We start from the raw sequence: 24,096 nt of genomic DNA, 5'->3' as shown, positions 1-24,096 counted from the left end.
GCTGTCGTTGTCGTCGGGCTGCGCTGGCGTCGATCGTGAACGGGCGGCGCGCAGCACCGGTCTTGTTATCGGTGATCGGGTTATCGCGCGACCGGGCCGGGCAGGCCGGTGTCGCGGGCGTCGGCGCGGCGCATGCCGGCGGATGCCGTCGATAGGGGACGGCACGCGCGTGCGGGCGGGCCGTGCAGGCCGGCGGCGTGCCGGCGCGGCGCTTCCGGTGCGGAAGCGGATGCGGTAACAATGGACATCGGGCGGATCCTGAGGTCGGGCCGTCCATGCAGCGGGCGACCGCCAACGGCGGTGCCTGGCGCGCCGGGACACCCCGCCCGGTGCGGCTGCCTGGACCTCGGGTCGATGGCAGGTCTCCTGGCTCGCGGGTCGTCATTCGTGCGGGCCTTCCCGGTTTCCCAGTGGCACGCAGTGGCACGAATTCACCGCTCACAGTTGCGGGGGCAGCCGCAGATTCGAGGCATGGCCTCTCCTGCGTTCCCTTTTGATCCCGTCTCCGGGCACCATCAGCGCGCAAGGGTAATGGCGTGCGCGCCGCCGCGTCAAATATCCGGCGACGCAGGGATGCGAAAAAACGTCATTGCCGGGCAAGACCTTTCGAAATCCTTTCTTTCAGGCGTCGGTGCCGCGTTTCATGTCTGATGAAACGGGGCGGTTCGAAGCCGTGCGATCGCGCCTGAACCGGCTCGGCGCGACCCCCGTCCACCGGACGAACGCGCGGCGAAACGCCTCCTCGCCGCCGAACCCGAGATGCGCGGCGACCCGCGCGACCGGCCAGTCCGATTCGCGCAGGCAGCGTTGCGCGGCTTCGGCGAGACACTGCTCCTTCAGCGCGTGATAACCGGTGTGCTCGGCCGCCAGCCGCCGCCGCAACGTCGCCTCGCTGACGCCGAGCCACGCGGCCAGTTCGGCGAGCGCCGGCAACGCCTGTTCGTGCGCGAGCGCCGCATCGAGGAAACCGCGCACCTGCTGCGTCCACGACACGACGGCCGGTGCCGCATCGATCAGGCGAAACGGAAAATCGACGAGAAACGCGTCGAGCTCGGCCGGCTGCCGGATCACGCGGCACGCGAGCCGCGCCGCATCGAACGCGAAACCGTAGGTCTTGCGGCCCACTTCAACCGGCGCATTGAACAGTCCGAGCAGTGGCATCGCGTCGTCGCGGCGCGGATGGCCGAGCCACACGTCGGTCGGCCGCAACGGCTGCCCGATCAGCCAGCCGAACAACTGCAGGTAGCAGAACAGCCCGGTCAGGTCGACCAGGCACGCGGCCGGGCTGCGCGTACGCCGCAGCGAATCCATCCGGAACAGCGCACGCCCGTCGCGCACCGCAAGCGTCAGGTGACCGGCGCGCGGCTGCAGCATTTCGCAGAACTCGGCCGCACAGCGGATCGCGTCGGCGAGCGTCGCGCAACTCAGCAGGCAGCGGCACATCAGGTCGACTTCGCGCTTGCGCATCGGCGGGTGACCGTCGCCGCGCGCGACCCGCGCCTCGAGCCGCTCGATCGCGTCGCGGTACAGCGCGACGAAATCGCCCGGTGTCGCCGCCGGTCGAGGTGGCTGCGCATCGCGGTCGGCCGGCGGCGCGCCGCTGCGCGTGAGTTCGCTCAGCAGGCGCGCGCCGAGGCCCGGCAGGACGCGGCCGCGGGCCGGCATGGCGCGCTGTTTCATGAGTTTCCCGATCTGATCGTTGCGACAGGGGCCGGTGAGCGGGCCGGTAGGGGCCCGCTCATCGCCGCCACGCAAGAATGCTATCCACGCCGGCCGCCCGCGGCCTCGCCGGAACGGCGTAGGCCGGCCGCCGATCCCTGTCACGAACGACCACGGACGACACGCGAATGATCCAGATCGTAGACGAAATCACGCTCGCGCCCGAGCGCATTCCCGACGTGCTTGCGCTGCTACGCGACCGCTACCTGCCGGGCCACGCGGCACGCGGGCTGACGGCGGCCGGCCACTGGGTGTCGCCGCCCGTTGCGGTGCCGGGGCAGCCGAGCACGCTGTGGCTGACCTGGCACGTGGCCGATGCGCCGGCCTACTACCGGATGCGCGCGCTGACGGATGCCGGCGTGGCTGGTTTCTGGATGGCGGTCGACGCGCTGTGCGACGTGCGCCGCCGCCATGTGATGACGGACGCCGATGCGCCGCTGCCCGCGCTGACGGAGGTCGATCATGCGGCATGACACGGCACAGGTGTTCGTGTCGGCGGATCGCGACGCCGGTGGCATCGAACGCGCGTTGCACGAAGCGGCACACGCGCTGGCCGGGGCGAAACGCGTGGCGCTGGCGCGCAACCAGGACGGCAGTTGGGGCGCGGGCGACTACACGCTCGACGTGCTGCGCGACGATTCGGTAGCCAACTGCACAGCCAACGGCGCGGCCGACGGCACGGCGGATTTCGCCGCGCTCGCGCAACTGCCTGGCATCGTACGCATCGACGGCGCCGTGTGCCGCGCGATCGGCGGCGGCCTGCGCGAACCCGCGCTGCGCGACGGCGTGTGGCGCACGCTGATGTTGCGCGCGCGGCCGCAGGCCGGCGCCGCGCAGGTCGCAGCGCTCGAACGCGAACTGCTGCGCATGCCCGCGTACATGCCCGGCATCCGCAACTGGCGCCTGAGCCGGATCGCGACCCCGGGCGCGTGGACACACGTGTGGCAGCAGGAATTCGCGCGCGTCGGCGATCTGCTCGGCGAATACCTGATGCATCCGTATCACTGGGGCTGGGTCGACCGCCGGTTCGATGCCGAAAGCCCCGACTGGACGGTCGATGCGATCTCGCATGCGTTCTGTCCGCTCGCGTCGAGCCTGCTGGCCGAGACGGCGGCGTGACGCGGCGCGCCCGCCAAGCTGACACCACCCCTGGAGACACGAAGATGCGAGCCCTGTTGATCGATCGCGCCGGTCATTCCGACGTCTTGCGGATGGCCGACGTGCCGGCACCGACGCCGTGCCCCGGCGACGTGCTGATCCGCGTTGCCTTTGCGGGCGTCAATCCCGCCGACTGGAAATGCCGTGAAGGCTACCTCGGCGCATTCATGCAGTACACGTTTCCGTTCGTGATCGGCTTCGACGCGGCGGGCGTGGTCGAAGCGGTCGGCGACGGCGTCGACGGTTTCGCGCCCGGCATGCGGGTGTTCGCGCAAACCGACGTCGGCGCGGGGCGCTGGGGCGCGTATGCGGAATACGTGGCGGTGCGCCACGACTCGGTCGTGCGCGTGCCCGACGCGGTGAGCCTCGCGGAAGCCGCCACGGTGCCGACCCCGGCGCTTGCCGCGTGGGCCGGCCTGTTCGACGACGGCGGCCTGAAGGCCGGACAGACCGTGCTGGTGCACGGCGGCGCGGGCGCGGTCGGCACGTTCGCGATCCAGCTCGCGGTGCAGGCCGGCGCGCGGGTCGCGGCGACGTGTTCCGCGCGCAACCGCGAGACGGTCGAATCGCTGGGCGCCGCGGCAAGCATCGACTATCGCGCGCAGGACATCGCGGCGGCGCTGCGCACATGGGCGCCCGGCGGGGCCGACCTCGTGCTCGACGCGGTCGGCGGCGACACGCTGCCCGACGCGCTCGACCTGCTGGCACCGGGCGGCACGCTGGTGAACATCATGACGCTCGCACCGGGCGATGCGCAGCGGCTGGCCGCGACGGCCGCCGAAGCCGCCCGGCGCGGCCTGCGCACCGCGATGACCTACAGCCGGATGCCGAGCGGCGCCACGCTCGGCCGGATCGCGACGCAACTCGAGCGGCGCGCACTGCGCGTGCCGCGCTTCGACCGATTTCCGCTCGAACAGGCGGCCCATGCCCTCGATCTCGTTCAAACGGGCGAGGCGAAAACGAAGCTGGTGCTTCATGTTGCGGATATCGCCGGTTGAGCGGCCCGCACGTCCATCACAGGAGACAACGATGACCGATACCCGAACCGGCGTGCTGGCCGGCAAGTGCGCGCTCGTGACCGGCGCAAGCCGCGGCATTGGCCGTGCGATCGCACAGCGCCTGGCATCCGAAGGCGCGATCGTCGTCGTGACGGCGCGCAGCCTCGCGCGATCGGCCACGACCGCCGGCACGCTCGCCGAAACGGTCGCGCTGATCGAGCAGGCGGGCGGTCGCGCGCTCGCGCTCGCGGCCGACCTGTCGAACGCGGCCGAGCGCGACGCGCTCGTCGGACGCGCGGCGCAGGCGGCCGGCGGCCTCGACATCCTCGTCAACAACGCGGGCGTGGCCGACTATGCGTGCGTCGACGCGATGCCGATGACGATGTTCGACACGACGATCGAACACTATCTGCGGATTCCGTTCGCGCTGGCGCAGGCCGCGATCCCGCTGATGCGTGCGCGCGGCGCCGGCTGGATCGTGAACGTCGGCTCGGTGACGGCGCTGCCGCCGCTGCGCCCGTTCGACGATTTCTCGCGTGCGGGCGGTGCGACCGTCTACGCGGCGGCGAAGGCGGCGCTGTCGCGCTTCACGCAGGGGCTCGCGGCCGAACTCGAAGCCGACGGCATCGCGGTGAATCTCGTCGCGCCGAGCACGGCGATCCGCACGCCGGGCGCCGCGCGCTACATCCCCGAAGGCTATCCGACCGAGGATGTCGCGTATCTCGCGGAAACCGCGCTCGCGCTGTGCAGCCTGCCGGCGCGCGAACGCACCGGCCTCGTCACGCACAGCCTGCATTTCCCGCTCGCGCAGCAGCTCGCGGTGCATTCGCTCGACGGCCGCACGGTGCTGCCGCCGCCGGTGATTCCCGCGTATGCGCATCCCCACATCGACCCCACAGGACTCTGATCGACATGACGAACCCGATTCGCTTCGACGGCGGCACCGCCGTGATCACCGGCGCGGCCAGCGGCATCGGCAGCGGGCTTGCACGCCATGCTGCCGGGCTCGGCATGCGCGTCGTGCTGGCCGATCTCGACCCGGTGAAGCTCGACGCATTCGCCGCGACGCTCGACACCGACGTGCTGTGCGTGCCGACCGACGTCAGCCGGCCGGAAGCTGTCGATGCGCTGGCGGAAGCCGCGTGGCAGCGCTTCGGCGGGGTCGACCTGCTGTTCAACAACGCGGGCGTGATGGCGACCGGCTTCAGCTGGGAAATCACGCCGGAGCGCTTCGAGCGCAGCTTCGCGATCAACGTGCACGGCGTGCTGAACGGAATCCGCAGCTTCGTGCCGCGGATGCTCGAACGCAACGTGCCGGCGCGCATCGTGAATACCGCATCGGTGGGCGGGTTCCTGCCGAGCCCGCTGATGTCGCCTTATTCGGCGACGAAATTCGCGGTGGTCGCGCTGACCGAATCGCTGTACGGAGAACTGAAGATGCTCGGTGCGCCGGTCGGCGTGTCGTTGCTTGCGCCCGGCCCCGTGCAATCGGGCATCTTCAACGACCCGTTCGGCGCGGTGCACGACCGGCCCGAAGTGCGTGGCTTCGTCGACACGATGCGCTCGATGCTGAACGCGCACGGGCTCACGCCCGACGCGTTCGCCGAGCGGGTGTTCGACGGCATCCGTGCCGGGCGCTACTGGCTGATTCCGCAACCGGAGACGATCGACGGCGCGCTGCAGCGGCGCACCGACGACATTCTGGCCGCGCGCGATCCGTCGTTGCCGTCGTTCTGAGGGCCGGGCGGCAGCGGCGCCCGGCGCGGGCCGTCACATGTGCGTGCCGGAATGCGTGCGGCCGCTCGGGTCGCCGCCGCGATCGGGGGGCGTATTGTTCTGGTCGATCTTCGCGAGCACGAAGCCGGCGTGCGGCAACGCGGCGGGCGAGCGGTGCGTCGCTTGCGCGATGGCGTCGTGCGGCGACGCGGCGGGAAAACCGGATGACGTCACGCCCGGTTGAGCGAACGCCGAAAGGGAAGCGGCCGCCAGGGCGGCGGCGACGATCGCGTGCGTTTTCATGGTGGCTCCTTCACGACTGACTGCGCGACGGATTGCGGGACAACGTAATCAGTCTAGGGCGCGAAACTTAACGCGGCGTGAAGGCGTGATGCGGCGGGATGCGGCGCGGATGACGGAATGGTCATGCGCGCCGCGATGGTCAGGCCGACGCCGACACCAGCGTGCAGAAGTTCTCGAGATCGACGTTGCCGCCGCTGATCACCACGCCGACGCGCTTGCCCTGCAGCGCATCCTTCATCCGTCGCACGGCGGCGAACGACAGGCAGCCGGTCGGCTCGACCACAATCTTCATACGCGTGGCGAAGAAGCGCATGCAGTCGACCAGTTCTGCGTCCGTCGCGGTGAGGATGTCGTCGACGTCGCGGCGGATGATCGGGAACGTCAGGTTGCCGAGGTGCTGCGTCTGCGCGCCGTCGGCGATCGTGCGCGGCGTGTCGATATGCACGATCGCGCCGGAGCGGAACGATTGCTGGCCGTCGTTGCCGGCTTCCGGCTCGACGCCGTACAGCGTTGCGTGCGGCGACAGCGCGCGCGTGGCGAGCGCGGTACCCGACAGCAACCCGCCGCCGCCGAGCGGCGTGAATACCGCATCGAGCGGGCCGACTTCGTCGAACAGTTCCTTGGCCGCCGTGCCCTGGCCGGCGATCACGTCCGGGTGGTCGTAGGGCGGGATCAGCGTGAGCCCGTGCCGCGCCGCGAGATCGCGCCCGATCTGCTCGCGATCCTCGGTGTAGCGGTTGTAGGTCACGACCTTGCCGCCGTAGCCGCGCGTCGCGGCGATCTTCGCGGCCGGCGCGTCCTGCGGCATCACGATCGTCGCGGGAATGCCGAGGATGCGCGCCGACAGCGCGATCGCCTGCGCATGGTTGCCGGACGAGAACGCGACGACGCCGTTGCGGCGCTGCTCCGCGTCGAAGCGCGACAGCGCGTTGAACGCGCCGCGGAACTTGAACGCGCCCATGCGCTGCAGGTTCTCGCACTTGAAGAACACCTGCGCGCCGAGCGCTTCGTCGATCGTCCGCGACGTCATCACCGGCGTGCGGTGCGCATGGCCTTCGAGCCGGGCCGCGGCGGCGGCAACGTCGTCGTACGTGGGGAGAGTCGGAGCGTTCATGGTCGTTTGGGGTCGGAAAGGTCAGTCAACAGGGACGCCGCGCGCACGGCGCGCCGGAATCCGGAATCATTTCGCATCGTTGTAGACGGTCGCGCGCGAGACGCCGAGATGCTGCGACACGATTTCCATCGCGCGACGCACTTCGAGGAAACCGTCGGCCTTCAGCGCCTGCATCAGCTCGCGGCGCTGGTCGGTCTTCAGTTCGCGCGGCGTCGTCGCGAGGCGCATCGCGAATGCGTCGATGCGTTGCCGGATCGCGTCCGCGCCGGCCGGGTCGAGCGTTTCGGCGACGGCTTCGCCGTCCGTGCTGCAGAACTGGTTCAGCATGCCCTGGAAGCCGCGGAACAGCGTGGTGTCGGCGTTCAGGCACAGCGCGGCCACGTAGCGGCCGGTCGAATCCTTGATGCCGATCGACGTGCTTTTCGCGGTGCGGCCGTCGGCGAAGCGGTTCGGGTAGTTCGCGAGCACTTGCGGGAAATCGTCGTCCGCGATGCGGGCGAGGCCGAGCTCGGTCGCGGGATCGCCGACTGCGCGTCCCGACAGGTTGTTGTGGATCGCGAGAATCGCGTGCTTCGGCGTGCGCAGGTCGTGAACCACGACCTCGGTGAACGGCGCGAACATCGCGCCGAGCCCTTCGGCAATGCGCTGCACCTGTTCGATCAGCGATGCCTGCTCGGACGGCGCCTTGTTCCGGGGGGGGGTCATGGTGGTTTCGCGTTCGGGGTTCGGATCGATGCGACGGCGTCGGGAAACGGGCGGCGGGCTGCGGGCGGCGGGCGAGTTACTCGCCGTCCGCCGCTTGCGGCCGCGTGATGTCGGCGAGCAGCGGCTGCGCGATCCGCACGTAGTCGGCCGCGTCGAGTACGACGGAGCGGTCGAGGCGGCCCGCGTTGAATGCAATCTCGGTGTTGTGTTCGACCAGTGCGGGATCGACGACGAGCGTCACGCCGGCGTCGAACACGAACGGCGGCACGGCGCCCATCACGCAGCGCGTGACGGCGGCCGCGAGATCGGGCGATGCGAGTGTCGCCTTGCGACGGCCGACCGCATCGGCGACCTTGCGGAAATCGATCTTCAGGTGGCCGGGAATCACCGCGAGCGCAGTGGAGTCGCCGCCGTCCTTGAACGTGCACAGCATTGCCTTCGCGCCCTGTTCGGGGCGTGTGCCGCGCAGCGCGGCGATCGCGTCGCATTTTCCTTCGGCCGGATGTTCCAGCACGCGGAATCGTGCGCCGGACGTGTTCAGCAGATCGCAAAGCGTGTCGAAAACGGGGTAGTCGCTCATGTCGCTCCGGGCAGGCGGGGCCGGGGAATCGAGGCGCGCCAGGGGGCGAATGCTTCAGCGTGCCAGTCGATGGATTGTCCAATTATAGACGTTTTGTCATGCGCGTGGCAAAGATGCGTGCGGGCGAGGCGTGGAGGGCGCTACGGGTGGGAAGGGGATCGACAAACAGTGGCGTTGCGCAATGTTGATGAGCGTCGGGGAATTTCCGGCGCGCGGCCCGTCGAAGAACGAGGATTTCGTGCGACGGGAATCGCGACGGGGTTCCGGCGCCAGCGTCATGCCGCCGGCCAGGACGGGAACGCGCGGATCCCCCGCCATTACTTCGTCAATCCTCGCTCCTCCCATCGGTCCCAGGTCTTCAGCGCTTGACGGGCCGCCCTGCCGAACAGGAACGACAGCGTGTCGCTTTTCATCGACATCGATTTGCGGTTCACGATCCAGAAGTCCGTCAAGGCCGTTTGCTTCCCGCTCAGCATGTCCGCGATCGTCCGGCCGTTGAGGTGCGTCAGGGCGACGCCGTGACCGAAACATCCACCCGAGTAGATGATGCGTTCGTCGTCGATGAAACCGATTTTCCGCGACGATGGAGGCCTACGCCAATACGTACGACAGTGTCAGCGCGGACACGTCGCTGACAGCCGAGGGCCGCCTGGAGAAAGTGGTCAGGTTGTTGCTCGAGGACGGCAAGCAGCCCCGGACGCAAAGCCTGTTCGTGAACTTCTGGGCACTGGCGCAGACTCAGGAGTTCGCGCGGAAAATGCTCGAAGAGGGATACGGGTTTCAACGGCGCGTGATCGCCGGATTCATCGAGGCCGTGAACCCGGCGCTGTCGCAAGCTGCGCTCGCGAGGCGAGCCGCGCTGGTTACCGCGCAGATCGAGGGGCTCATCGTGTTGATACCGCAAAGAAACCGGTTCCCGTCGGATATCAAGGGAATCGAGGACGATGCGGTGATGGCCGTTCTGGCTTTGGCCAAGGCGCCATGAATTGAATCGCTGCGATGCGGTTCGACGTCTCCGGCATCGGCTCGAGCGGTCGAAGCCCGTCGAGTCAGGCGCAGAGACATTGACGCGACGAAACTTGCTCGCAACTGGCTGGAAACAGGATCTACGAGGAGAACACGGGCAATGTCGATCGGCATGCAGGAAGCGCGCGGAGATGATTCATCCTTTGGGCGGCGAGACTCACGCGCCCGAAGAAGCAGGAAACTCGACTTTTCCATCCAAACGGTGCTGACGCTCGTCCTGGCGCTGGTCGCGCACTGCGCGTTTGCGTCGAGCAACGTGACCGACGACGAGCAGCAACAAGCTGCGTTGCGCACCCTGATGGGCACGGACCCGGCCCCGGCAGACAGTGTCAAGGGTGTCGCGCTGTCACCATGGGCACATGGGCCGTCGGCTTCAGGGCCGCTTTGGGTCGTGGCCGCATTGGTCCAGCGCCCGACCGAAACCGTCGACGCGGAGTTGTGGACAGGTGTGCTGACCCGCGACGGGCAAGGGTTCCGCCTGCTCGCGAGCGATCGGAGCGAGCGCGTCGATACGTCACCGATGTTATGGAGTGCATTCCTGGCCATGGACGTCATTCCCTACCGGATCAGCGCGCAGGAAACTGCCTTTGGCGTGCTCTTCGGCAATAACTACACGTCGACCGCGCATAGCGATTCGACCGGGATACTGAGCCTGTACCGTTATCGCGACGGCCGCGTGACGCCCGTATTCTCCGCGCTTACCGACTGGTCGACCTATGACAAGGACGGGGCTGCGGAATGTGAGGAGAAGAACGACGGAAAACGCGGGAAGCCGGGCGATGCCCGGCGGGATTCCTGTGATGCGGAAAATACGACGGAGACGCATTACGTGCTGTCGTTCAGTCCTCACATGACGAACGGGCACTACGACCTCCTTGTGCGTCCCAAGGGAAAGGCCGGGGCGGGCAAGTCCGCGCGTTTTACCTGGAACGGGAATACGTATCAGCCGCGCCGGTTCACGGGTGACTGACGGGCAAGAGCGGGGCGGCCTCGGTCAATTGCATCGGACGGGTGTCGGCCAGGTACGACGGCTTGAACGAGCCGCTTCCGTCGCTGGCAATTGATCGCGGTGTTGCCAGGACGTCGTGGCCATCCCAGGAAGACGTCGAGGGTTCATGCGCGGCCAGGGCCGATGGCGACGGCGATGTTCGCGAGCATCACAATGGCTTTCGCCCTTCATTCGAGAGATCCTTTACAAACCATGCAGACGGAAATCGAAGCACCGGGCCCGGCCGGCCCGTTGAAAGGCACGCTTTTGTCCCCGGGTTCCGGCGATGCCCCGGTGGTGCTGATCGTGCCGGGCTCGGGCCCGACCGACAGGAACGGTAACGCGCCGAACGGGGTTCAGGCGTCGACCTATCGATTGCTTGCGGAGGGATTGCGCGATGAAGGAATCGCGTCGGTTCGAATCGACAAGCGCGGCATGTACGGCAGCGCGTCGGCGATACCGGATGTCGATGACGTCACGATCGACGAGTACGCGGCCGACGTCCGTTCGTGGGTCACCGCCATTCGCGCGCGGACGGGCGCTTCCCGGGTGTGGCTGTTGGGCCATAGCGAAGGCGGATGGGTGGCGTTGTCGGCTGCCCGGCAAATGGACGACATCGGCGGCCTGATCCTGGTATCGACGGCAGGGCGCCCGCTAGGGCCCGTGTTGAGGCAACAACTGCAATCGAACCCGGCAAATGCTCCGATTCTTGCCAATGCAATGACGATCCTCGAATCCCTGGAGGCAGGTGAACGGGTAGACGCAGCCAGGATCGACCCGGCACTCATGCCGTTGTTCAGGCCGCAAATCCAGCGCTTCCTGATGAGCGAGTTGATCCTCGATCCGGCAGCGCTGCTGGCCGGTTACATGAAGCCCGTGCTCATCGTGCAGGGGGCGCGGGATATCCAGGTTGCCGTACAGGACGCGGAACTGCTGAAGCACGCCAATCCGCAGGCCGAAATGGCGCTGATCGCCGACGCCAATCATGTGCTCAAGACGGTTCGCACGTCGGCGCTGCAGGAAAACCTCGCCGCTTATTCGAACCCGGATCTGCCGCTGGCGGACGGCGTGGTGGCGGCAATTTCGGCGTTCGTGCATGCGGCGACAGCGAATCGGCGCTAGTTCCAGTCGAATCCGGTTGATCCGTCAGGGCGGCCTTTATCGAAGCAGGCACCGGTCAAATGACGTCGAGCGTCTGCTGTCGGGATGCGGGCATGGTCACTTCAACCAGCTTCAGTCGAACGCATCGATCAGGCGTCGGCGTAGCACGCGACATTCGACGGACAAACGTCAATCGCCGACAATCGTGCGCCGTCAACGATTCAGATAATCCGTCACGCGCGCCTGCAAATGCGTGATCGCATCAGTGAGCTGCAGATACGCGTCGACATCCATCAGCGTCCATTCCTGGCCTTCATTGCCGAAACGGATCGCGGCGATTTCCGCAGCGCTCAGCCAACCGGCGAAGAACCAGTGTGGCAGGCGGTCGGGCCGGCTCGACGGATAGACCCTGGACCAACCTATCCGGCTGCCCGGTATCGTCAATCCGAATTCCTCATGGAGTTCACGCAACACGCACGCTTCGGGCGTCTCGTTACCTTCCCTGCCTCCGCCCGGCAGGTCCCACAGGCCGGGAAACGGGATGTCGGGCTTGTCGTCACGTCGATAGACGAGAATGTCCCGGTCCTTGAAGAGCGCAATCTTCGAACCACTGAAGGGGGCAGGCGATTCCATGCATGATCCATATCGTGGAAGCGGGGCTGTCAGTGTAGATTCTCGGGTATCGACGCGTACGCTCGATTTGATATAAGCATCCGCGAGGCACGACAGCGATGTCAGGGTGCGGTACGGCCGATACGGCCGTTGAACATTGAAAGCTGGAAATCGAACATGAAGACTTTTGCCATAAGGAACGGCCAATGGGGAATCCGGTATCACGATCTCCCCGGGCAAGGGATACCGACATTCTTCGTTCACGGATTGGGGTGCGCGTCCTCCTGCGATTATCCGGGCGTCATGGCACAGCCTGCTTTGTCGGGGCATCGGGCGGTGCTGGTCGATCTGCCTGGATTCGGGTTCAGCGATCGGCCCGTGGACTTTTCCTACACCATTCAAGAGCATGCCGGAACGATCGTGGCGCTCGCCGATCATCTGGCGCTGTCGTCGCTCAACCTGTTCGGTCACAGCATGGGGGGCGCAGTGGCGATCGCCGCATCGATGCAGCTCGGTGAGCGGGTGCGGCATCTCGTGCTGGGCGAGCCCAATCTGGAGCCTGGAGGCGGCTTTTTCAGCAGAAAAATCGCGGCGATGACAGAGGCGGAATATGTGCAAGGCGGGCACGCCGCGCTGATCGCCGAATCCGCCGCCGGCGGCAGCGATATCTGGGCGGCTTCGATGTCGGCCAGTGCTCCGTACGCCGTCCATCGAAGTGCCGTGTCGCTCATCGAGGGCAGTCATCCAAGCTGGCGCGAGCAGCTCTATTCGATGAAGATGCCGAGAACCGTTTTGTTTGGAGCACGCTCGCTGCCCGATGTCGACACCGAACGTCTTCGCGCGGAAGGGGTGAACGTCGGCATCGTGGAAAACGCGGGCCATTCGATGGCCTGGGATAATCCGGCCGGGCTCGCCTTGGCGATCCGGCAGGCGCTCGAGTAACCGGAAAACCGGCGTCGGCAAGTGTGCCGTCATCGCCGCGACCAATGCCCGTTCGGTATGTCCGCTTTCGTAACCGGCTGCGAGCCGTCGTTCGATACCGGGCCACGACAACAGAAAACGAGCCATGACAAACCTGATTCGATTCCGTGTTCGACCGGTATTTCACGGCAGTGATCTGCTGGTCGAGATACTCGATGATCATCGTGCAGCGGATTTCCCGAGCATCGCCGCGATCTTGCAGGATGCGCTGCACGCTGTCGAGGTTCCGCATCCGTACGGCGTTGATGAACCCGTGGTCGCATTGTTTCACGACCGCTACTTCAGCTATTGGGCCTACGCCCGGGGCCACTATGAAATTGACAACGATATCTGGGGACTGTTCGTGACGGCGTCGATCGACAACTCATCCGTTATCGCGGACATCGAAAGCGCACTCCTGTCGACGGGGAAGTTCGTCAAGGAATACGTGGATTTCCGCAAGTTCGAGTGAGCTGAAGGGGCCGGGAAAGCCGGTGCGGCAATCTCGAACGACAACTCCCGGCGCCGGCAAGGATCGCCCCATGCGATCCCCCGAACTCACCCCCGCACTGCCTTCACCACATACTGGCTCGTCGGCACCACATCGATCTTGTCGAAGTCGATGAAGCGTCCACAGCTGTCCATCATCTCGGCCACATTGCGCTGGAATTTTTCGTCATCGCCGACCGCATCGAAAAACGCATGCGGATCGGTCATCGCCGCGGCGGGAAAGCATTCCTCGACGATCGCGTCATAACCGGGCGCCGCATGCGTGAGCGCGCGCATGACGACGTTCTGCACGTACAGGAAATTGTCCTGCGTATCGATCGCGACGCGCGTGTGATGCCCGTGCCACACGTCGAGCCATGCTTCGTGCGTGAGACGCGGCGGCCGCTTCAGGAACGCGAGCTGCGAGAAGCCCGTGGTGCGCTCGCCCGGCCGTGCCGGAAAGCGCGTATTCGGAATCGGCTGCGATTCGGTGACGAGATACGCAGCCATGTGCGGGACGATTGCACGCACCGCGTCGTCGAACGGCTGGCGGAACATCGCGTTTGCGCTATCGACCCACACCGCGACGATCCCGTCGATGCCCGGGTGCGTGTTGGTCTGCTTCAGGCCGGCGGCCGGCGCGACGTCCGCATCCGCGACGTTCACCTGCACGCCGTGCGCACCGAGCGACAGCAGCTTGTCGGCGAGTGGCGCGCGCACCGTGCGGCTCCATTGATCGGGCGCAGCCTGCGCGTCGCGCCACAACACGTAAATGACTTTCTCCATTGCTCCGGCTCCAGAGGGGAATGACGGGATCGGCGGCGTTGCCGCCGGGGTTCAGGAAGCGGTTTCGGGCGATCCGGCCGACGGATGTGCGTCCGGCGCGAACCGGTTCGCGGTCAGCGTGAACGACGGCGGAATCGGGGACGTGACGGTTTCGAACAGGCGCTCGTGGCGCGTCGCGTGAATGCGCCACGCGCCGTCGCGTTTCACGTACTGGTCGTCGTAGAACGCAGTGCCGTGCAGCAGGTAGTTGTCCTCGAGATTGATCGCGTGGTCCTCGAGAAACCACACGCCGCACGCATGATCGGCCGAGACCAGCGTGAGCTCGGGGTGATGGCCGTGATGCATCGTCAGGAAAGTCGGCTTGCCGATCAGCTCGCGCAGGCTCGACACGAATGCGTCGCGGCCGTCGTACACGTAGCGGCTGCCGTACAGGCGGGCCTCGCAGTCTTCGGTCAGGCAATCCGCGAGCAGCGCCCAGTCGTGCGTGTCGACCGCGCGGAAATACCGGTACTTCAACTGTCGGATCTGCTCGTACTCGTGGAGCGTGCGGGTCGTGTCGTCCATCGCCGGGTCTCGTGGTGGTGTCGTTCGATGGTAGGAACGAAGCCGCCTGCATCACATCGTCTGTTCGGACGAACGCGCCGTACGCATGCGCCCGGCGCTGCGAGGACGAATCGCCGGTTTCATCCGAACGGGTGATGGCCGACGCATCGCGCGGCGGTAACGTGGCATCGACGCGGCCATCGAACCGCTCCGGCACCGAACAAGGAGACAGGATGACCCTCATCGAATCGCTGGAAGCGCGTGTGCGCCGGCTCGAGGATGCCGACGCGATCCGCCGGCTGAAGGCGCGCTACTTCACGTGCTGCGACCGCAAGGATCCGCAGGGGATGCGCGACTGCTTCGCGCCCGGCCACGTGCACATCGACTACGGCCGCATCGGCACGTTCGACACGCGCGACGCGCTCGTCGACGTATTCGTGCAACTCGGCTGCCATCCGCACATCGTCGAGATGCATCACGGCGTGAATCCCGAGATCGACGTGCTCGACGACGTGCATGCGCGCGGCACGTGGGGCCTGCACTACCAGATGATCGACACGAACGCGCGAACGCTCACGCAGCTCGGCGCGTACTACGACGACGAATACCGGAAGATCGACGGCGAATGGAAGATCGCGGGCACGCGCTGCGTCGTCACGTCGACGCTGTCGGCCCGTTACGAAGGCGATGCGCCGGGCGTGCTGTTCGCCGGTGCGCAGCCGCCGGCCGCCTGACGCACGCCAGCGCCTTGCACATGACGCACATTCCACAGGAGACATCGAACATGACACAGAACCACGATGCGCCGGTCGCCGTCGTGACGGGCGCATCGCGCGGCGCGGGCAAGGGCATCGCGCGCGCGCTCGGCGCGGCCGGCATGACCGTCTACGTCACGGGCCGCTCGCAGAACGAAGGCGATGCGCCGCTGCCCGGCACGATCCACGAGACCGCGCGCGAGATCGATGCGCTCGGCGGCCGCGGGATCGCGGTGGCGTGCGACCACGCGGACGACGCGCAGGTGAAGGCGCTGTTCGAGCGCGTCGAACGTGAAAGCGGGCGGCTCGACATTCTCGTCAACAACGCGACCTATCTGCACGATCAACTGATCCTGCCGGGCCCGTTCTGGGAGAAGTCGCTCGACCTCGTCAACATCCTCGATGTCGGGCTGCGCTCCGCCTATGTCGCGAGCTGGCACGCGGCGGCGCTGATGGTGAAGCGTCGCAGCGGGCTGATCGCGTTCACGTCGTCGTTCGGCGCGAGCTGTTACATGCACGGGGCGGCCTACGGCGCGCAGAAATCCGGTGTCGACAAGTTCGCGAAGGACATGGCCGTCGACCTGAAGCCGTTCGACGTCGCGGCCGTGTCGATCTGGATGGGCCCGCTGCGCACCGAGCGCACGACGCGCGTGTGGGAAGAACACCCGGATCTGTACAAGGAATTCTCGCTCGTCGCGGAAAGCCCGGAATTCACGGGCCGCGTGATTCACGCGATCCATGGCGATCCGCAGCGCATGGCGTTGTCGGGGCAGGTGCTCGTCGGCGCGGAAACCGCGTTGCGGTACGGCATCGCCGATCTCGACGGCAAGCAGCCGCCGTCGTACCGCGAACTGCTCGGCGGGCCCGTGCAGGCGCATCCGGCGATCGTCGCTTAAGGAGTGCACATGGGCATCCTGAAAGGCAAGGTCGCGCTCGTGACGGGCGCGGGGCAGGGCGTCGGCCAGGGCGTCGCGCTGGCGCTCGCGGCGGAAGGCGCGCACGTCGCGGTGGTCGGTCGTACCCGCGACAAGCTGCTCGCGACCTGCGAGGCGATTCGCGCGCGTGGCGGCGTGGCCGAGCCGTTCGTGTGCGACGTGATGGACGCCGCGCAGATAGCGGCGTGCGTCGACAGCGTCGTTGCACGCTTCGGCGGCGTGCAGATCCTGATCAACAACGCGCAGGTCGTGCCGCTCGGCCGCCTGCTCGACGTAACCGATGCGGATTTCCTCGCGGGGCTCGAGTCTGGGCCGATCGCGACGCTGCGCATGATGCGCGCGTGCCATCCGCATCTGAAGGGCGACGGCGTGATCGTCAATTTCGCTTCGTCGGCCGCGGTGCGCTGGGATGCGTCCGGCTACGGCGCGTACGCGGCGACCAAGGAGGCGATTCGTGCGCTGACGCGCGCGGCTGCCTGCGAGTGGGGCGTGGACGGGATCCGCGTGAATGCGGTCGCACCGCACGCGTTGTCGCCGGGCCTGAAAGGCTGGGTCGAGGCGAACCCGCAGGAAGCCGCCGCGTTTTTCCGCACGATTCCGCTCGGCCGCGTAGGCGACTGCGAGCAGGACATCGGCCGCGCGATCGTGTTTCTGGCGAGCCGCGACGCGGCGTACCTGACGGGCGCGACGCTGCCGCTCGACGGCGGGCAGGCGTACTGGGGCTGACGGCGGCGGCTGACGGCGGAGGCGCGCGGCACCGGCCGCGTGCCGATCATGATCCGGCAAGTGCGTGCACGCCTGCGCGCGGCGGCCGGCAAACCGGAATCGAAGAGAGGACGACATGGGTCGACTGGAAGGAAAGGTAGCGATCGTCACGGGCGGTGCGCGTGGCATGGGCGCGGCGACGTGCCGGCTGTTCGTCGCGGAGGGCGCGCGCGTCGTGATCGGCGACGTGCTCGATGCGGAAGGCGAAGCGCTCGCGCGCGAGCTCGGCGACGCGGCGTGCTTCATGCGGCTCGACGTCGCCGACGAAGCGAACTGGGTGCGCGTGACCGAAGCGACGGTCGAGCAGTTCGGCCGTATCGACGTGCTGGTCAACAATGCGGCCGTGCTGACGTTCGGCGGCATCACCGAGCTGTCGAAACGCGATTTCGAGCGTGCGGTGTCGATCAACCTCGTCGGCACGTTCGTCGGGATCCGGACAATCGCGCCGCGCATGATCGCGCAGAAGCGCGGTTCGATCGTCAACATCTCGTCGGTGGACGGGCTGCGCGGCGCGAACGCACTGGCCGCGTACGTGTCGAGCAAGTGGGGCGTACGCGGGCTGACGAAGGTCGCGGCGCTCTAACTCGGCCATCAGGGCGTGCGCGTGAATTCGATTCATCCGGGCGGCGTGAACACCGCGATGTCGAACCCGACCGGCGCGCCGCTCGAGGAAATCAACAAGCACTATGCGAACGTGCCGCTGCAACGCGTCGGCCTGCCCGACGAAATCGCGCGCGCGACGCTGTTCCTCGCGAGCGACGAAGCGTCGTACTGCAACGGCGCCGAACTGGCCGTCGACGGCGGGATGGCGGCAGGCGCGTATTACCCCGGATTGCCGGGCGCGCCGTTTTGAGCGGGTGGGCCTGCCGCACGTTCTCGTCGGATGTTTGTGTACGCAACCTAATTCAGGGTTTGCCTGACTAGCGAAAACGTGAATTCGCACGGCCCGCGCGCTCGCTGGCTAAACGCGGGCGCGGCGGGCCGGATTTGCCGCTTCCGCGAAACCCTTGTTGGACGGCCGTCATGGCCGTTTCGTCCCCTGAAACGCGCGCAATGGCGTTGTAAAAATAATTCACAGGCAACCGGCGTGCCGGATCGCCGACATGATTGTTTCTTGTTGCAACGCAACGTTTGCCAAATAACGGCGATGGTATGCTGGTCGCCATGGAGTTGTACGGCAGGTTGCTTGCATGGCGAAACTCGCGTTCGCACCTTCTAACGAGACGTCACCTTCTCTCGCACGCATCGCGGCATCGACACGCGCTCCGCTCGCGTGTCCCGTCCTGCGCGCCGCCGCACCCTGCGCTCCAATCGCATCCCCCATCTCGCGGGCTCGCCCCGCATCCCCCATCCTCGCCCAATAATCTGGAGACACCCTCATGTCGCAAAACAATCTGGCCGAAGCGACGCACGGCCCGCTGATCGCTCCGCCGGCTTTCGTCAAACATCGCAAGCTGATCGACTGGGTGGCGCGCATCGCGGCGCTCACGGAGCCCGAGCGTGTCGTGTGGTGTGACGGTTCGCAGGAAGAATACGACGCGCTGTGCCAGGAGATGGTCGACCAGGGCACGCTCAAGCGGCTGAACCCGGCGAAGCGCCCGAACTCGTATCTCGCGCAATCCGATCCGTCGGACGTCGCGCGCGTCGAGGATCGCACGTTCATCTGCGCGGCATCGCGCGACGACGTCGGCCCGACCAACAACTGGATCGCGCCCGCCGAAATGCGCGAGACGCTCAACGGCCTGTTCCGCGGCTCGATGCGCGGCCGCACGCTGTACGTCGTGCCGTTCTCGATGGGCCCGCTCGGCTCGCCGATCGCGCACGTCGGCGTCGAGCTGTCCGACAGCCCGTACGTCGCCGTGAACATGCGCATCATGACGCGCATGGGCCGCGAGGTGTACGACGTGCTGGGCGAGGACGGCGATTTCGTGCCGTGCGTGCACAGCGTCGGCCATCCGCTCGAAGCCGGCCAGCAGGACGTTCCGTGGCCGTGCAATCCGGTCAAGTACATCGTGCATTTTCCCGAGACGCGCGAGATCTGGAGTTTCGGTTCGGGCTACGGCGGCAACGCGCTGCTCGGCAAGAAGTGTTTCGCGCTGCGTATCGCATCGACGATGGGGCGCGACCAGGGCTGGCTCGCCGAACACATGCTGATCCTCGGCGTGACGTCGCCGGCCGGCAAGAAGTATCACGTCGCCGCCGCATTCCCGTCCGCGTGCGGCAAGACGAACTTCGCGATGCTGATTCCGCCGCAGGGCTTCGATGGCTGGAAGGTCACGACGATCGGCGACGACATCGCGTGGCTGAAGCCTGGCCGCGACGGCCGGCTGTATGCGATCAACCCGGAAGCCGGTTTCTTCGGTGTCGCGCCGGGCACGGGCGTGAAGACCAACCCGAACGCAATCTCGACGCTCACGGAAAACGTGATCTTCACGAACGTCGCGCTGACGGAAGACGGCGACGTGTGGTGGGAAGGGCTGACCGACACGCCGCCCGCGAAGCTGACCGACTGGCAGGGCAACCCGTGGACGCCGGAGATCGGCAAGGAGACGGGCCGCAAGGCGGCGCATCCGAATTCGCGCTTCACGGCGCCGGCCGCGCAGTGTCCGTCGATCGACGACGACTGGGAGAACCCGGCCGGCGTGCCGATCGACGCGTTCATCTTCGGCGGCCGCCGTTCGACGACCGTGCCGCTCGTGACCGAGGCGCGCGACTGGGTTGAAGGTGTGTACATGGCCGCGACGATGGGCTCGGAGACGACCGCTGCGGCGGTCGGCCAGCAGGGCATCGTGCGCCGCGATCCGTTCGCGATGCTGCCGTTCTGTGGTTACAACGTCAGCGATTATTTCGCGCACTGGCTGAAGCTCGGCAAGCAGCTCGAAGGCGCCGGCGCGAAACTGCCGAAGATCTACTGCGTGAACTGGTTCCGCAAGGATGCGAACGGCAAGTTCGTGTGGCCGGGCTTTGGCGAGAACATGCGCGTGCTGAAGTGGATGCTCGACCGTCTCGAAGGCACGGGGGGCGGCGGTGAGCATGCGTTCGGCGTGTCGCCGGCGTACGAGGACCTGCACTGGGACGGCCTCGATTTCACGCGCGAGCAGTTCGACGCGGTGACGTCGATGAACGCCGACGAATGGCGTGAGGAACTGAAACTGCATGCGGCGCTGTTCGACATGCTGAAGCTGCGCCTGCCGGCCGAAATGACCGACACGATGAAGAAGATCGAGCAGCGTATCGGCGCCTGACGGCCCGCATCGACGTTGTCGTTCCGACGTCCCGCCGCCGGCATTCGTTGCCGGCGGCGGGACGTTTTTGCATCCGCGCCGCACACGCGTCGTTTGCCTACTGCGCGCGGCAATGCGCAACGACTTCATCGACCGCACGCTGCACATCGCCTCGCCGGTAGCGCAGCAGCGCGCTGTCGGCGGGATCGGGTTCGTACGACACGACGTTGCCGCGCCCCGTGTAGATCGCGATGTCGGGCAACAGCGGATGCTCCTGGTCGAGCGACGGGACGTCCCGCGGATTGCCCGCCGCGCGGAAGAAGGCCGCGAAGTAGTCGGCGAAGCTGAGGTTCTCGTCGCCGACGAGGTAGGCCTTGCCTGCTTCGCCGCGCTGCAGCGCGCCCCAGATCGCTTCCGACAGCGATTGCGTCGAGATGAAGTTGCTGCCGCCGGCCGGCCCGAACACGGGCAGCCCCGCGAACTGGCCTTGCGCATAGCCCGTGTAGGCAGCGAACATCTCGTTGCGCAGCCCCGGCACCGACCCGACGACGAACGGCGCGTTGACGCTGCAGACGGCGAACGACCGCGTCGCGAGCGCGCGCACACGTTCGTCGGCGAGATGGCGCGAGCGCACGTACGGCACCGTGTCGACGAGCGCCGGCGCGACCTGCGGATAGAAGCTGCCGACCAGCACCGCGCGCTTCACGCCCGCGTCGCGCGCGAGCGCGAAGAAGCGCGGCACCGCATCGACGTTCGCGCGCTCCCAGTGCGCGGCTTCGTCGGTGCCGGGCGGCAGGTGGCGAATGTCGTTGCCGGCCGCGAACACCACCGCGTCGAACGGCGCGAGATCGTCGCGCGTGAAGTTGCCGGCCACGTAGTCGCGCAGCAATACGTCGAACTGCGCGAGTGCGCTGCCGGAGGCGGGTGGCTTGCGTGCGGCGAGCGTGACGGGGTTGCCCTGCGCATGCAGGTGCAGCGCGGCATGGCCGCCGATGAGGCCGGTGCCGCCGACGATCAGGATCTTCATGGTGTCTCCGGTAGCGGCGTTTTCGTGCCGCGTGAAATGAACAGGCGGGCGGTGCCGCTCAGAAATTCAAGCCGTTGCCCGTGACGACGGGCATGTTGGTCCAGAAGCCGTTCGGGTCGCGATACCAGCCGGCCGCCGCGAGCGCGCCGCCGTCGACATGCAGCGTCGTGCCGGTGACCCACGCGGCGAGCGGGCTCGCCAGGAACAGCGCGGCACCCGCGATATCGCCGGCCGCGCCGAAGCGCCCGAGCGGGATCCAGCGCGGGATGTGCCCGCGATGCTCGGCCGCGACCATCGCGCTGACGGGCACCTGCGGCGTCTCGGTGGTTTCGGGGGCGATCTGGTTCACGCGAATGCCGGCCGGCCCGAGTTCGAGCGCGAGGCTTTTCGTGAAGCCGGTCAGCGCGGCCTTGAACGACGCGTACACGGTGCAGTTCGGAATGGCGCGAAAGCCTTCGATCGACGACACGCCGACGATGCAGCCGCCCGCGCCGCGCTTGCGCAGCAACGGCAGCATCGCGCGCGTGACGACGAACACCTGGCGCAGGTTCGCGTCGAACAGCCGCGCGATGTCGTCGTCGGTGCAGTCGTCGAACGGTTTCGCGATCTGCAGGAAGTCGCCCACATTGTTGACGAGCACGTCGAGGCCGCCGAAGCGCGCGTCGACGGTTCGTGCGAATGCATCGACCTGATCGCGACGCGTGACGTCCACGGTGCCGACGAGCGCGTCGACGCCCGCCGCTTCGAGCGCCTGGCGCACGTCCTGCGCGCGGGCCGGGTCGATCTCGGCGACCGCGACGCGCGCGCCGGCCGCGCCGAACGCTTCCGCACACGCACGGCCGATGCCCGCGCCGCCGCCGGTGACCAGCACGGTCTTGCCGTTGAATGAAATCATCGATGAACTCCTTTGAACGGGAGGGCAGCGCGTCGCGTCACAGCGACGACACCAGTTGCGCGTTGTCGATCCGCAGCTCCGCACCGTTCACGAAACGCGATTCGTCGGACGCGAGGAACAGCACGAGATTCGCGACGTCCCGCGGGTCGCACATGCGTGCCATCGGATCGCTGCCGATGCCGAGTGCGGCCGGATCGAGATCGGGCATCAGCGCCTGCGTCATCGGCGTCCAGATCCCGTCCGGATGGATCGAGTTGCAGCGGATGCGGTAACCGCTGCGCTTGCAATGCACGGCGACGCTGCGCGCGAGCGCCGTCACCGCGCCTTTCGACCCGGTGTATGCGCACATCATCGGCAGCCCGCCGAGCGCGGCGACCGACGACATCATCACGATCGAGCCCGGCGTGTCGTTGCCCTTCATCGCGCCGATCGCATATTTGCAGCCGAGGAAATAGCCGTCGGCGTTGGTGCGCATCACGCGCCGCCACGTGTCGAGGCTCGTGTCCTCGATCGAGCCGACCGGGCAGATCGCCGCGTTGTTGACGAGCACGTCGAGGCGGCCGAAGCGGTCGAGCGTCGATGCGATCGCCTGTCGCCAGCCGTCCTCGTCGGCGATGTCGTGGCGGACGAACAGTGCGGCGTCGCCGATCTCGCGTGCGAGCGCGCGGCCTGCGTCCTCGTCAATGTCGGTCAGCACGACACGCGCGCCTTCGGCGGCGAGCAGCAGCGCATCCGCGCGGCCGACGCCGCTTGCCGCACCGGTGACCAGCGCGACCTTGTTTGCGACTCGATTCATGGTCGGTCGTATTCCCTTGACGTTGAAAGAGGGCGGGCGCTCATGCGGCGCCCGGTGCGCGGCCGGCCCTGATCGCGTCGAGCGCGGCCGTGCCGTAGATCTGCGCGATCGTGTCGTCGACGCGCGGGTTGGTGCGCAGTTCGTGGCCGCCGTCGACCGCGAAGCTCTGGCCGGTCACCCAGCCCGACTCGGGGCCCGCGAGATAGCGCACCGCATGCGCGATCGCTTCCGGTTCGCCGAGCGTGCCGAGCGGGATCTGCTCGAGAAAGCTATCGACGAGCGCGCGGTTGTCGAACATCGGCGCCGTTGCTTCGGAGCGCGTGAGGCCCGGGCGCACCGCGTTCACGCGGATCTTCGCGCCGGCCAGTTCCTCGGCCGCGCCGCGCACGAGCGCTTCGAGCGCAGCCTTCGCGGTGCAGTACGCGGACAACCAGCGGAAATTGATCTGCGCGGCCGTCGACGAGATGCAGACGATCGCGCCGCCGCCGCTGTCGGCGAGCCGCGGCGCGGCGTGACGGATCGCGGCGAATGCGCTGTGCAGGTTCAGGTCGATTTCGGCGCGGAAGGTGTCGGCGTCGTGCAGCAGCAGCGGCCGGAAACCCGCACCGCCAACCGTCGGCACGACGATGTCGAGGCGACGGTCGAGCGCCCACGCGCAGTCGAGTGCGGCCTGCAGGTCGCCTTCGTCGCAGGCGTCGCCCGCATGGATCGCGACGCGGCTGCCGGGCACCGCGTCGGTCAGTTGCCGTTGCGTGCGTTCGAGCGCGTCGCGGCGGCGACCCATCAGCACGACGGCCGCGCCGTCGGCGACGAGCGCGTGCGCGCAGGCCGCGCCGATGCCGCCGGCGCCGCCCGTGACGACTGCGGTGCGGCCGTCGAGGGGAGCAGCGGTACGCATCGT

The 24,096-nt window shown here is 67.4% G+C and carries 28 protein-coding genes, 1 pseudogene and 1 riboswitch; of the genes and pseudogenes, 15 read left to right on the top strand and 14 right to left on the bottom strand.

What is annotated here, in order from left to right:
- Positions 1-80 precede the first annotated feature (80 nt).
- Entirely contained in the window at positions 81-248 is a 168-nt protein-coding gene (locus ABY44_RS36285) for a hypothetical protein (protein WP_155633642.1), read from the bottom strand.
- A 91-nt stretch (positions 249-339) separates the two neighbouring features.
- A riboswitch (cobalamin riboswitch) is annotated at positions 340-532 on the bottom strand.
- 89 nt (positions 533-621) lie between these two features.
- Positions 622-1,680: an AraC family transcriptional regulator ligand-binding domain-containing protein gene (locus ABY44_RS36280; protein WP_431643538.1), complete on the bottom strand. Its 1,059-nt coding sequence runs from the start codon at positions 1,678-1,680 to the stop codon at positions 622-624.
- 167 nt (positions 1,681-1,847) lie between these two features.
- Between ABY44_RS36280 and ABY44_RS36275 the strand changes: the two genes are divergently transcribed.
- Genes ABY44_RS36275 through ABY44_RS36255 form a run of 5 tightly spaced genes read left to right on the top strand, consistent with a single transcriptional unit; the run spans position 1,848 to position 5,612 of the window.
- Positions 1,848-2,192 (top strand): hypothetical protein, encoded by a 345-nt coding sequence (locus tag ABY44_RS36275; protein WP_059683657.1) that lies wholly within the window; start codon positions 1,848-1,850, stop codon positions 2,190-2,192.
- Positions 2,182-2,838 (top strand): Dabb family protein, encoded by a 657-nt coding sequence (locus tag ABY44_RS36270; RefSeq protein WP_060170745.1) that lies wholly within the window; start codon positions 2,182-2,184, stop codon positions 2,836-2,838. Before ABY44_RS36275 ends, ABY44_RS36270 begins: the two co-directional genes overlap by 11 nt.
- 44 nt (positions 2,839-2,882) lie before the next feature.
- Positions 2,883-3,875, top strand: coding sequence for an NADP-dependent oxidoreductase (locus tag ABY44_RS36265; RefSeq protein WP_060170747.1), 993 nt, complete (start codon positions 2,883-2,885; stop codon positions 3,873-3,875).
- 31 nt (positions 3,876-3,906) lie between these two features.
- Positions 3,907-4,782, top strand: a complete 876-nt coding sequence (locus ABY44_RS36260) for an SDR family NAD(P)-dependent oxidoreductase (RefSeq protein WP_060170749.1) — start codon at positions 3,907-3,909, stop codon at positions 4,780-4,782.
- 5 nt (positions 4,783-4,787) lie between these two features.
- Positions 4,788-5,612 (top strand): SDR family NAD(P)-dependent oxidoreductase, encoded by an 825-nt coding sequence (locus ABY44_RS36255; RefSeq protein ID WP_060170751.1) that lies wholly within the window; start codon positions 4,788-4,790, stop codon positions 5,610-5,612.
- Between the two features lie 33 nt (positions 5,613-5,645).
- On the opposite strand, the gene ABY44_RS36250 is transcribed toward ABY44_RS36255, so the two are convergent.
- From ABY44_RS36250 to ABY44_RS36230, 5 genes are all read right to left on the bottom strand, one after another.
- Complete coding sequence (locus tag ABY44_RS36250) at positions 5,646-5,894, bottom strand: hypothetical protein (protein ID WP_059683648.1); 249 nt, start codon at positions 5,892-5,894, stop codon at positions 5,646-5,648.
- Between the two features lie 139 nt (positions 5,895-6,033).
- On the bottom strand, positions 6,034-7,008 hold the full coding sequence (locus ABY44_RS36245; protein WP_060170753.1) for a threo-3-hydroxy-L-aspartate ammonia-lyase: 975 nt from the start codon (positions 7,006-7,008) through the stop codon (positions 6,034-6,036).
- 66 nt (positions 7,009-7,074) lie between these two features.
- Positions 7,075-7,713, bottom strand: coding sequence for a helix-turn-helix transcriptional regulator (locus ABY44_RS36240; protein ID WP_060170756.1), 639 nt, complete (start codon positions 7,711-7,713; stop codon positions 7,075-7,077).
- Positions 7,714-7,789: 76 nt separating this feature from the next.
- Positions 7,790-8,293 (bottom strand): YbaK/prolyl-tRNA synthetase associated domain-containing protein, encoded by a 504-nt coding sequence (locus tag ABY44_RS36235; RefSeq protein ID WP_060170758.1) that lies wholly within the window; start codon positions 8,291-8,293, stop codon positions 7,790-7,792.
- Positions 8,294-8,610: 317 nt separating this feature from the next.
- Complete coding sequence (locus tag ABY44_RS36230; protein WP_196494411.1) at positions 8,611-8,769, bottom strand: hypothetical protein; 159 nt, start codon at positions 8,767-8,769, stop codon at positions 8,611-8,613.
- Between the two features lie 107 nt (positions 8,770-8,876).
- Between ABY44_RS36230 and ABY44_RS36225 the strand changes: the two genes are divergently transcribed.
- The 3 genes from ABY44_RS36225 (at position 8,877) to ABY44_RS36215 (ending at position 11,429) form a co-directional block, all read left to right on the top strand.
- Positions 8,877-9,278 carry a TetR family transcriptional regulator C-terminal domain-containing protein gene (locus tag ABY44_RS36225; RefSeq protein WP_059683644.1) on the top strand — a complete coding sequence of 134 codons (402 nt, stop codon included), beginning with the start codon at positions 8,877-8,879 and terminating at the stop codon, positions 9,276-9,278.
- A 141-nt stretch (positions 9,279-9,419) separates the two neighbouring features.
- Positions 9,420-10,289 (top strand): hypothetical protein, encoded by an 870-nt coding sequence (locus ABY44_RS36220; RefSeq protein ID WP_060170760.1) that lies wholly within the window; start codon positions 9,420-9,422, stop codon positions 10,287-10,289.
- Between the two features lie 174 nt (positions 10,290-10,463).
- On the top strand, positions 10,464-11,429 hold the full coding sequence (locus tag ABY44_RS36215; protein WP_230948729.1) for an alpha/beta hydrolase: 966 nt from the start codon (positions 10,464-10,466) through the stop codon (positions 11,427-11,429).
- 192 nt (positions 11,430-11,621) lie between these two features.
- On the opposite strand, the gene ABY44_RS36210 is transcribed toward ABY44_RS36215, so the two are convergent.
- Positions 11,622-12,041, bottom strand: a complete 420-nt coding sequence (locus ABY44_RS36210; RefSeq protein WP_059697296.1) for an NUDIX hydrolase — start codon at positions 12,039-12,041, stop codon at positions 11,622-11,624.
- 156 nt (positions 12,042-12,197) lie between these two features.
- Here ABY44_RS36210 and ABY44_RS36205 point away from each other — a divergent pair, with 156 nt between their 5' ends.
- Positions 12,198-12,962 (top strand): alpha/beta fold hydrolase, encoded by a 765-nt coding sequence (locus tag ABY44_RS36205; protein WP_060170763.1) that lies wholly within the window; start codon positions 12,198-12,200, stop codon positions 12,960-12,962.
- Positions 12,963-13,086: 124 nt separating this feature from the next.
- A complete protein-coding gene (locus tag ABY44_RS36200) occupies positions 13,087-13,452 on the top strand; it encodes a hypothetical protein (protein ID WP_060170765.1) in 366 nt (121 codons plus the stop codon).
- An 86-nt stretch (positions 13,453-13,538) separates the two neighbouring features.
- Here ABY44_RS36200 and ABY44_RS36195 read toward each other — a convergent pair whose 3' ends face one another.
- Positions 13,539-14,255, bottom strand: a complete 717-nt coding sequence (locus ABY44_RS36195) for an EthD domain-containing protein (RefSeq protein ID WP_060170767.1) — start codon at positions 14,253-14,255, stop codon at positions 13,539-13,541.
- Between the two features lie 51 nt (positions 14,256-14,306).
- Positions 14,307-14,819, bottom strand: a complete 513-nt coding sequence (locus ABY44_RS36190; RefSeq protein WP_060170769.1) for a nuclear transport factor 2 family protein — start codon at positions 14,817-14,819, stop codon at positions 14,307-14,309.
- A gap of 212 nt (positions 14,820-15,031) precedes the next feature.
- Between ABY44_RS36190 and ABY44_RS36185 the strand changes: the two genes are divergently transcribed.
- The 5 genes and pseudogenes from ABY44_RS36185 to ABY44_RS36165 all read left to right on the top strand — a co-directional run bounded on the left by ABY44_RS36185 (position 15,032) and on the right by ABY44_RS36165 (position 20,498).
- Complete coding sequence (locus ABY44_RS36185) at positions 15,032-15,532, top strand: nuclear transport factor 2 family protein (RefSeq protein WP_060170771.1); 501 nt, start codon at positions 15,032-15,034, stop codon at positions 15,530-15,532.
- A gap of 50 nt (positions 15,533-15,582) precedes the next feature.
- On the top strand, positions 15,583-16,449 hold the full coding sequence (locus ABY44_RS36180; RefSeq protein ID WP_060170773.1) for an SDR family NAD(P)-dependent oxidoreductase: 867 nt from the start codon (positions 15,583-15,585) through the stop codon (positions 16,447-16,449).
- Between the two features lie 9 nt (positions 16,450-16,458).
- On the top strand, positions 16,459-17,214 hold the full coding sequence (locus ABY44_RS36175) for an SDR family NAD(P)-dependent oxidoreductase (protein WP_060170775.1): 756 nt from the start codon (positions 16,459-16,461) through the stop codon (positions 17,212-17,214).
- A gap of 115 nt (positions 17,215-17,329) precedes the next feature.
- Positions 17,330-18,106, top strand: a pseudogene (locus tag ABY44_RS36170) (glucose 1-dehydrogenase).
- Between the two features lie 526 nt (positions 18,107-18,632).
- Positions 18,633-20,498 (top strand): phosphoenolpyruvate carboxykinase (GTP), encoded by a 1,866-nt coding sequence (locus ABY44_RS36165; protein WP_060170779.1) that lies wholly within the window; start codon positions 18,633-18,635, stop codon positions 20,496-20,498.
- 97 nt (positions 20,499-20,595) lie between these two features.
- On the opposite strand, the gene ABY44_RS36160 is transcribed toward ABY44_RS36165, so the two are convergent.
- Genes ABY44_RS36160 through ABY44_RS36145 form a run of 4 tightly spaced genes read right to left on the bottom strand, consistent with a single transcriptional unit; the run spans position 20,596 to position 24,093 of the window.
- Entirely contained in the window at positions 20,596-21,504 is a 909-nt protein-coding gene (locus tag ABY44_RS36160) for an NAD-dependent epimerase/dehydratase family protein (protein ID WP_060170781.1), read from the bottom strand.
- 58 nt (positions 21,505-21,562) lie between these two features.
- Entirely contained in the window at positions 21,563-22,399 is an 837-nt protein-coding gene (locus ABY44_RS36155) for an SDR family NAD(P)-dependent oxidoreductase (protein ID WP_060170783.1), read from the bottom strand.
- A 37-nt stretch (positions 22,400-22,436) separates the two neighbouring features.
- Positions 22,437-23,195 carry an SDR family oxidoreductase gene (locus ABY44_RS36150; RefSeq protein ID WP_027791663.1) on the bottom strand — a complete coding sequence of 253 codons (759 nt, stop codon included), beginning with the start codon at positions 23,193-23,195 and terminating at the stop codon, positions 22,437-22,439.
- Positions 23,196-23,235: 40 nt separating this feature from the next.
- Positions 23,236-24,093: an SDR family NAD(P)-dependent oxidoreductase gene (locus ABY44_RS36145; RefSeq protein WP_060170785.1), complete on the bottom strand. Its 858-nt coding sequence runs from the start codon at positions 24,091-24,093 to the stop codon at positions 23,236-23,238.
- Positions 24,094-24,096: the final 3 nt, after the last annotated feature.

The organism is Burkholderia sp. ZZQ-2, from assembly GCF_050768715.1.
Taxonomy (GTDB): Bacteria; Pseudomonadota; Gammaproteobacteria; order Burkholderiales; family Burkholderiaceae; genus Burkholderia; species Burkholderia cepacia.
Note: the sequence above shows the minus strand (reverse complement) of the source record. Positions and strands in the feature narration are given on the sequence as shown.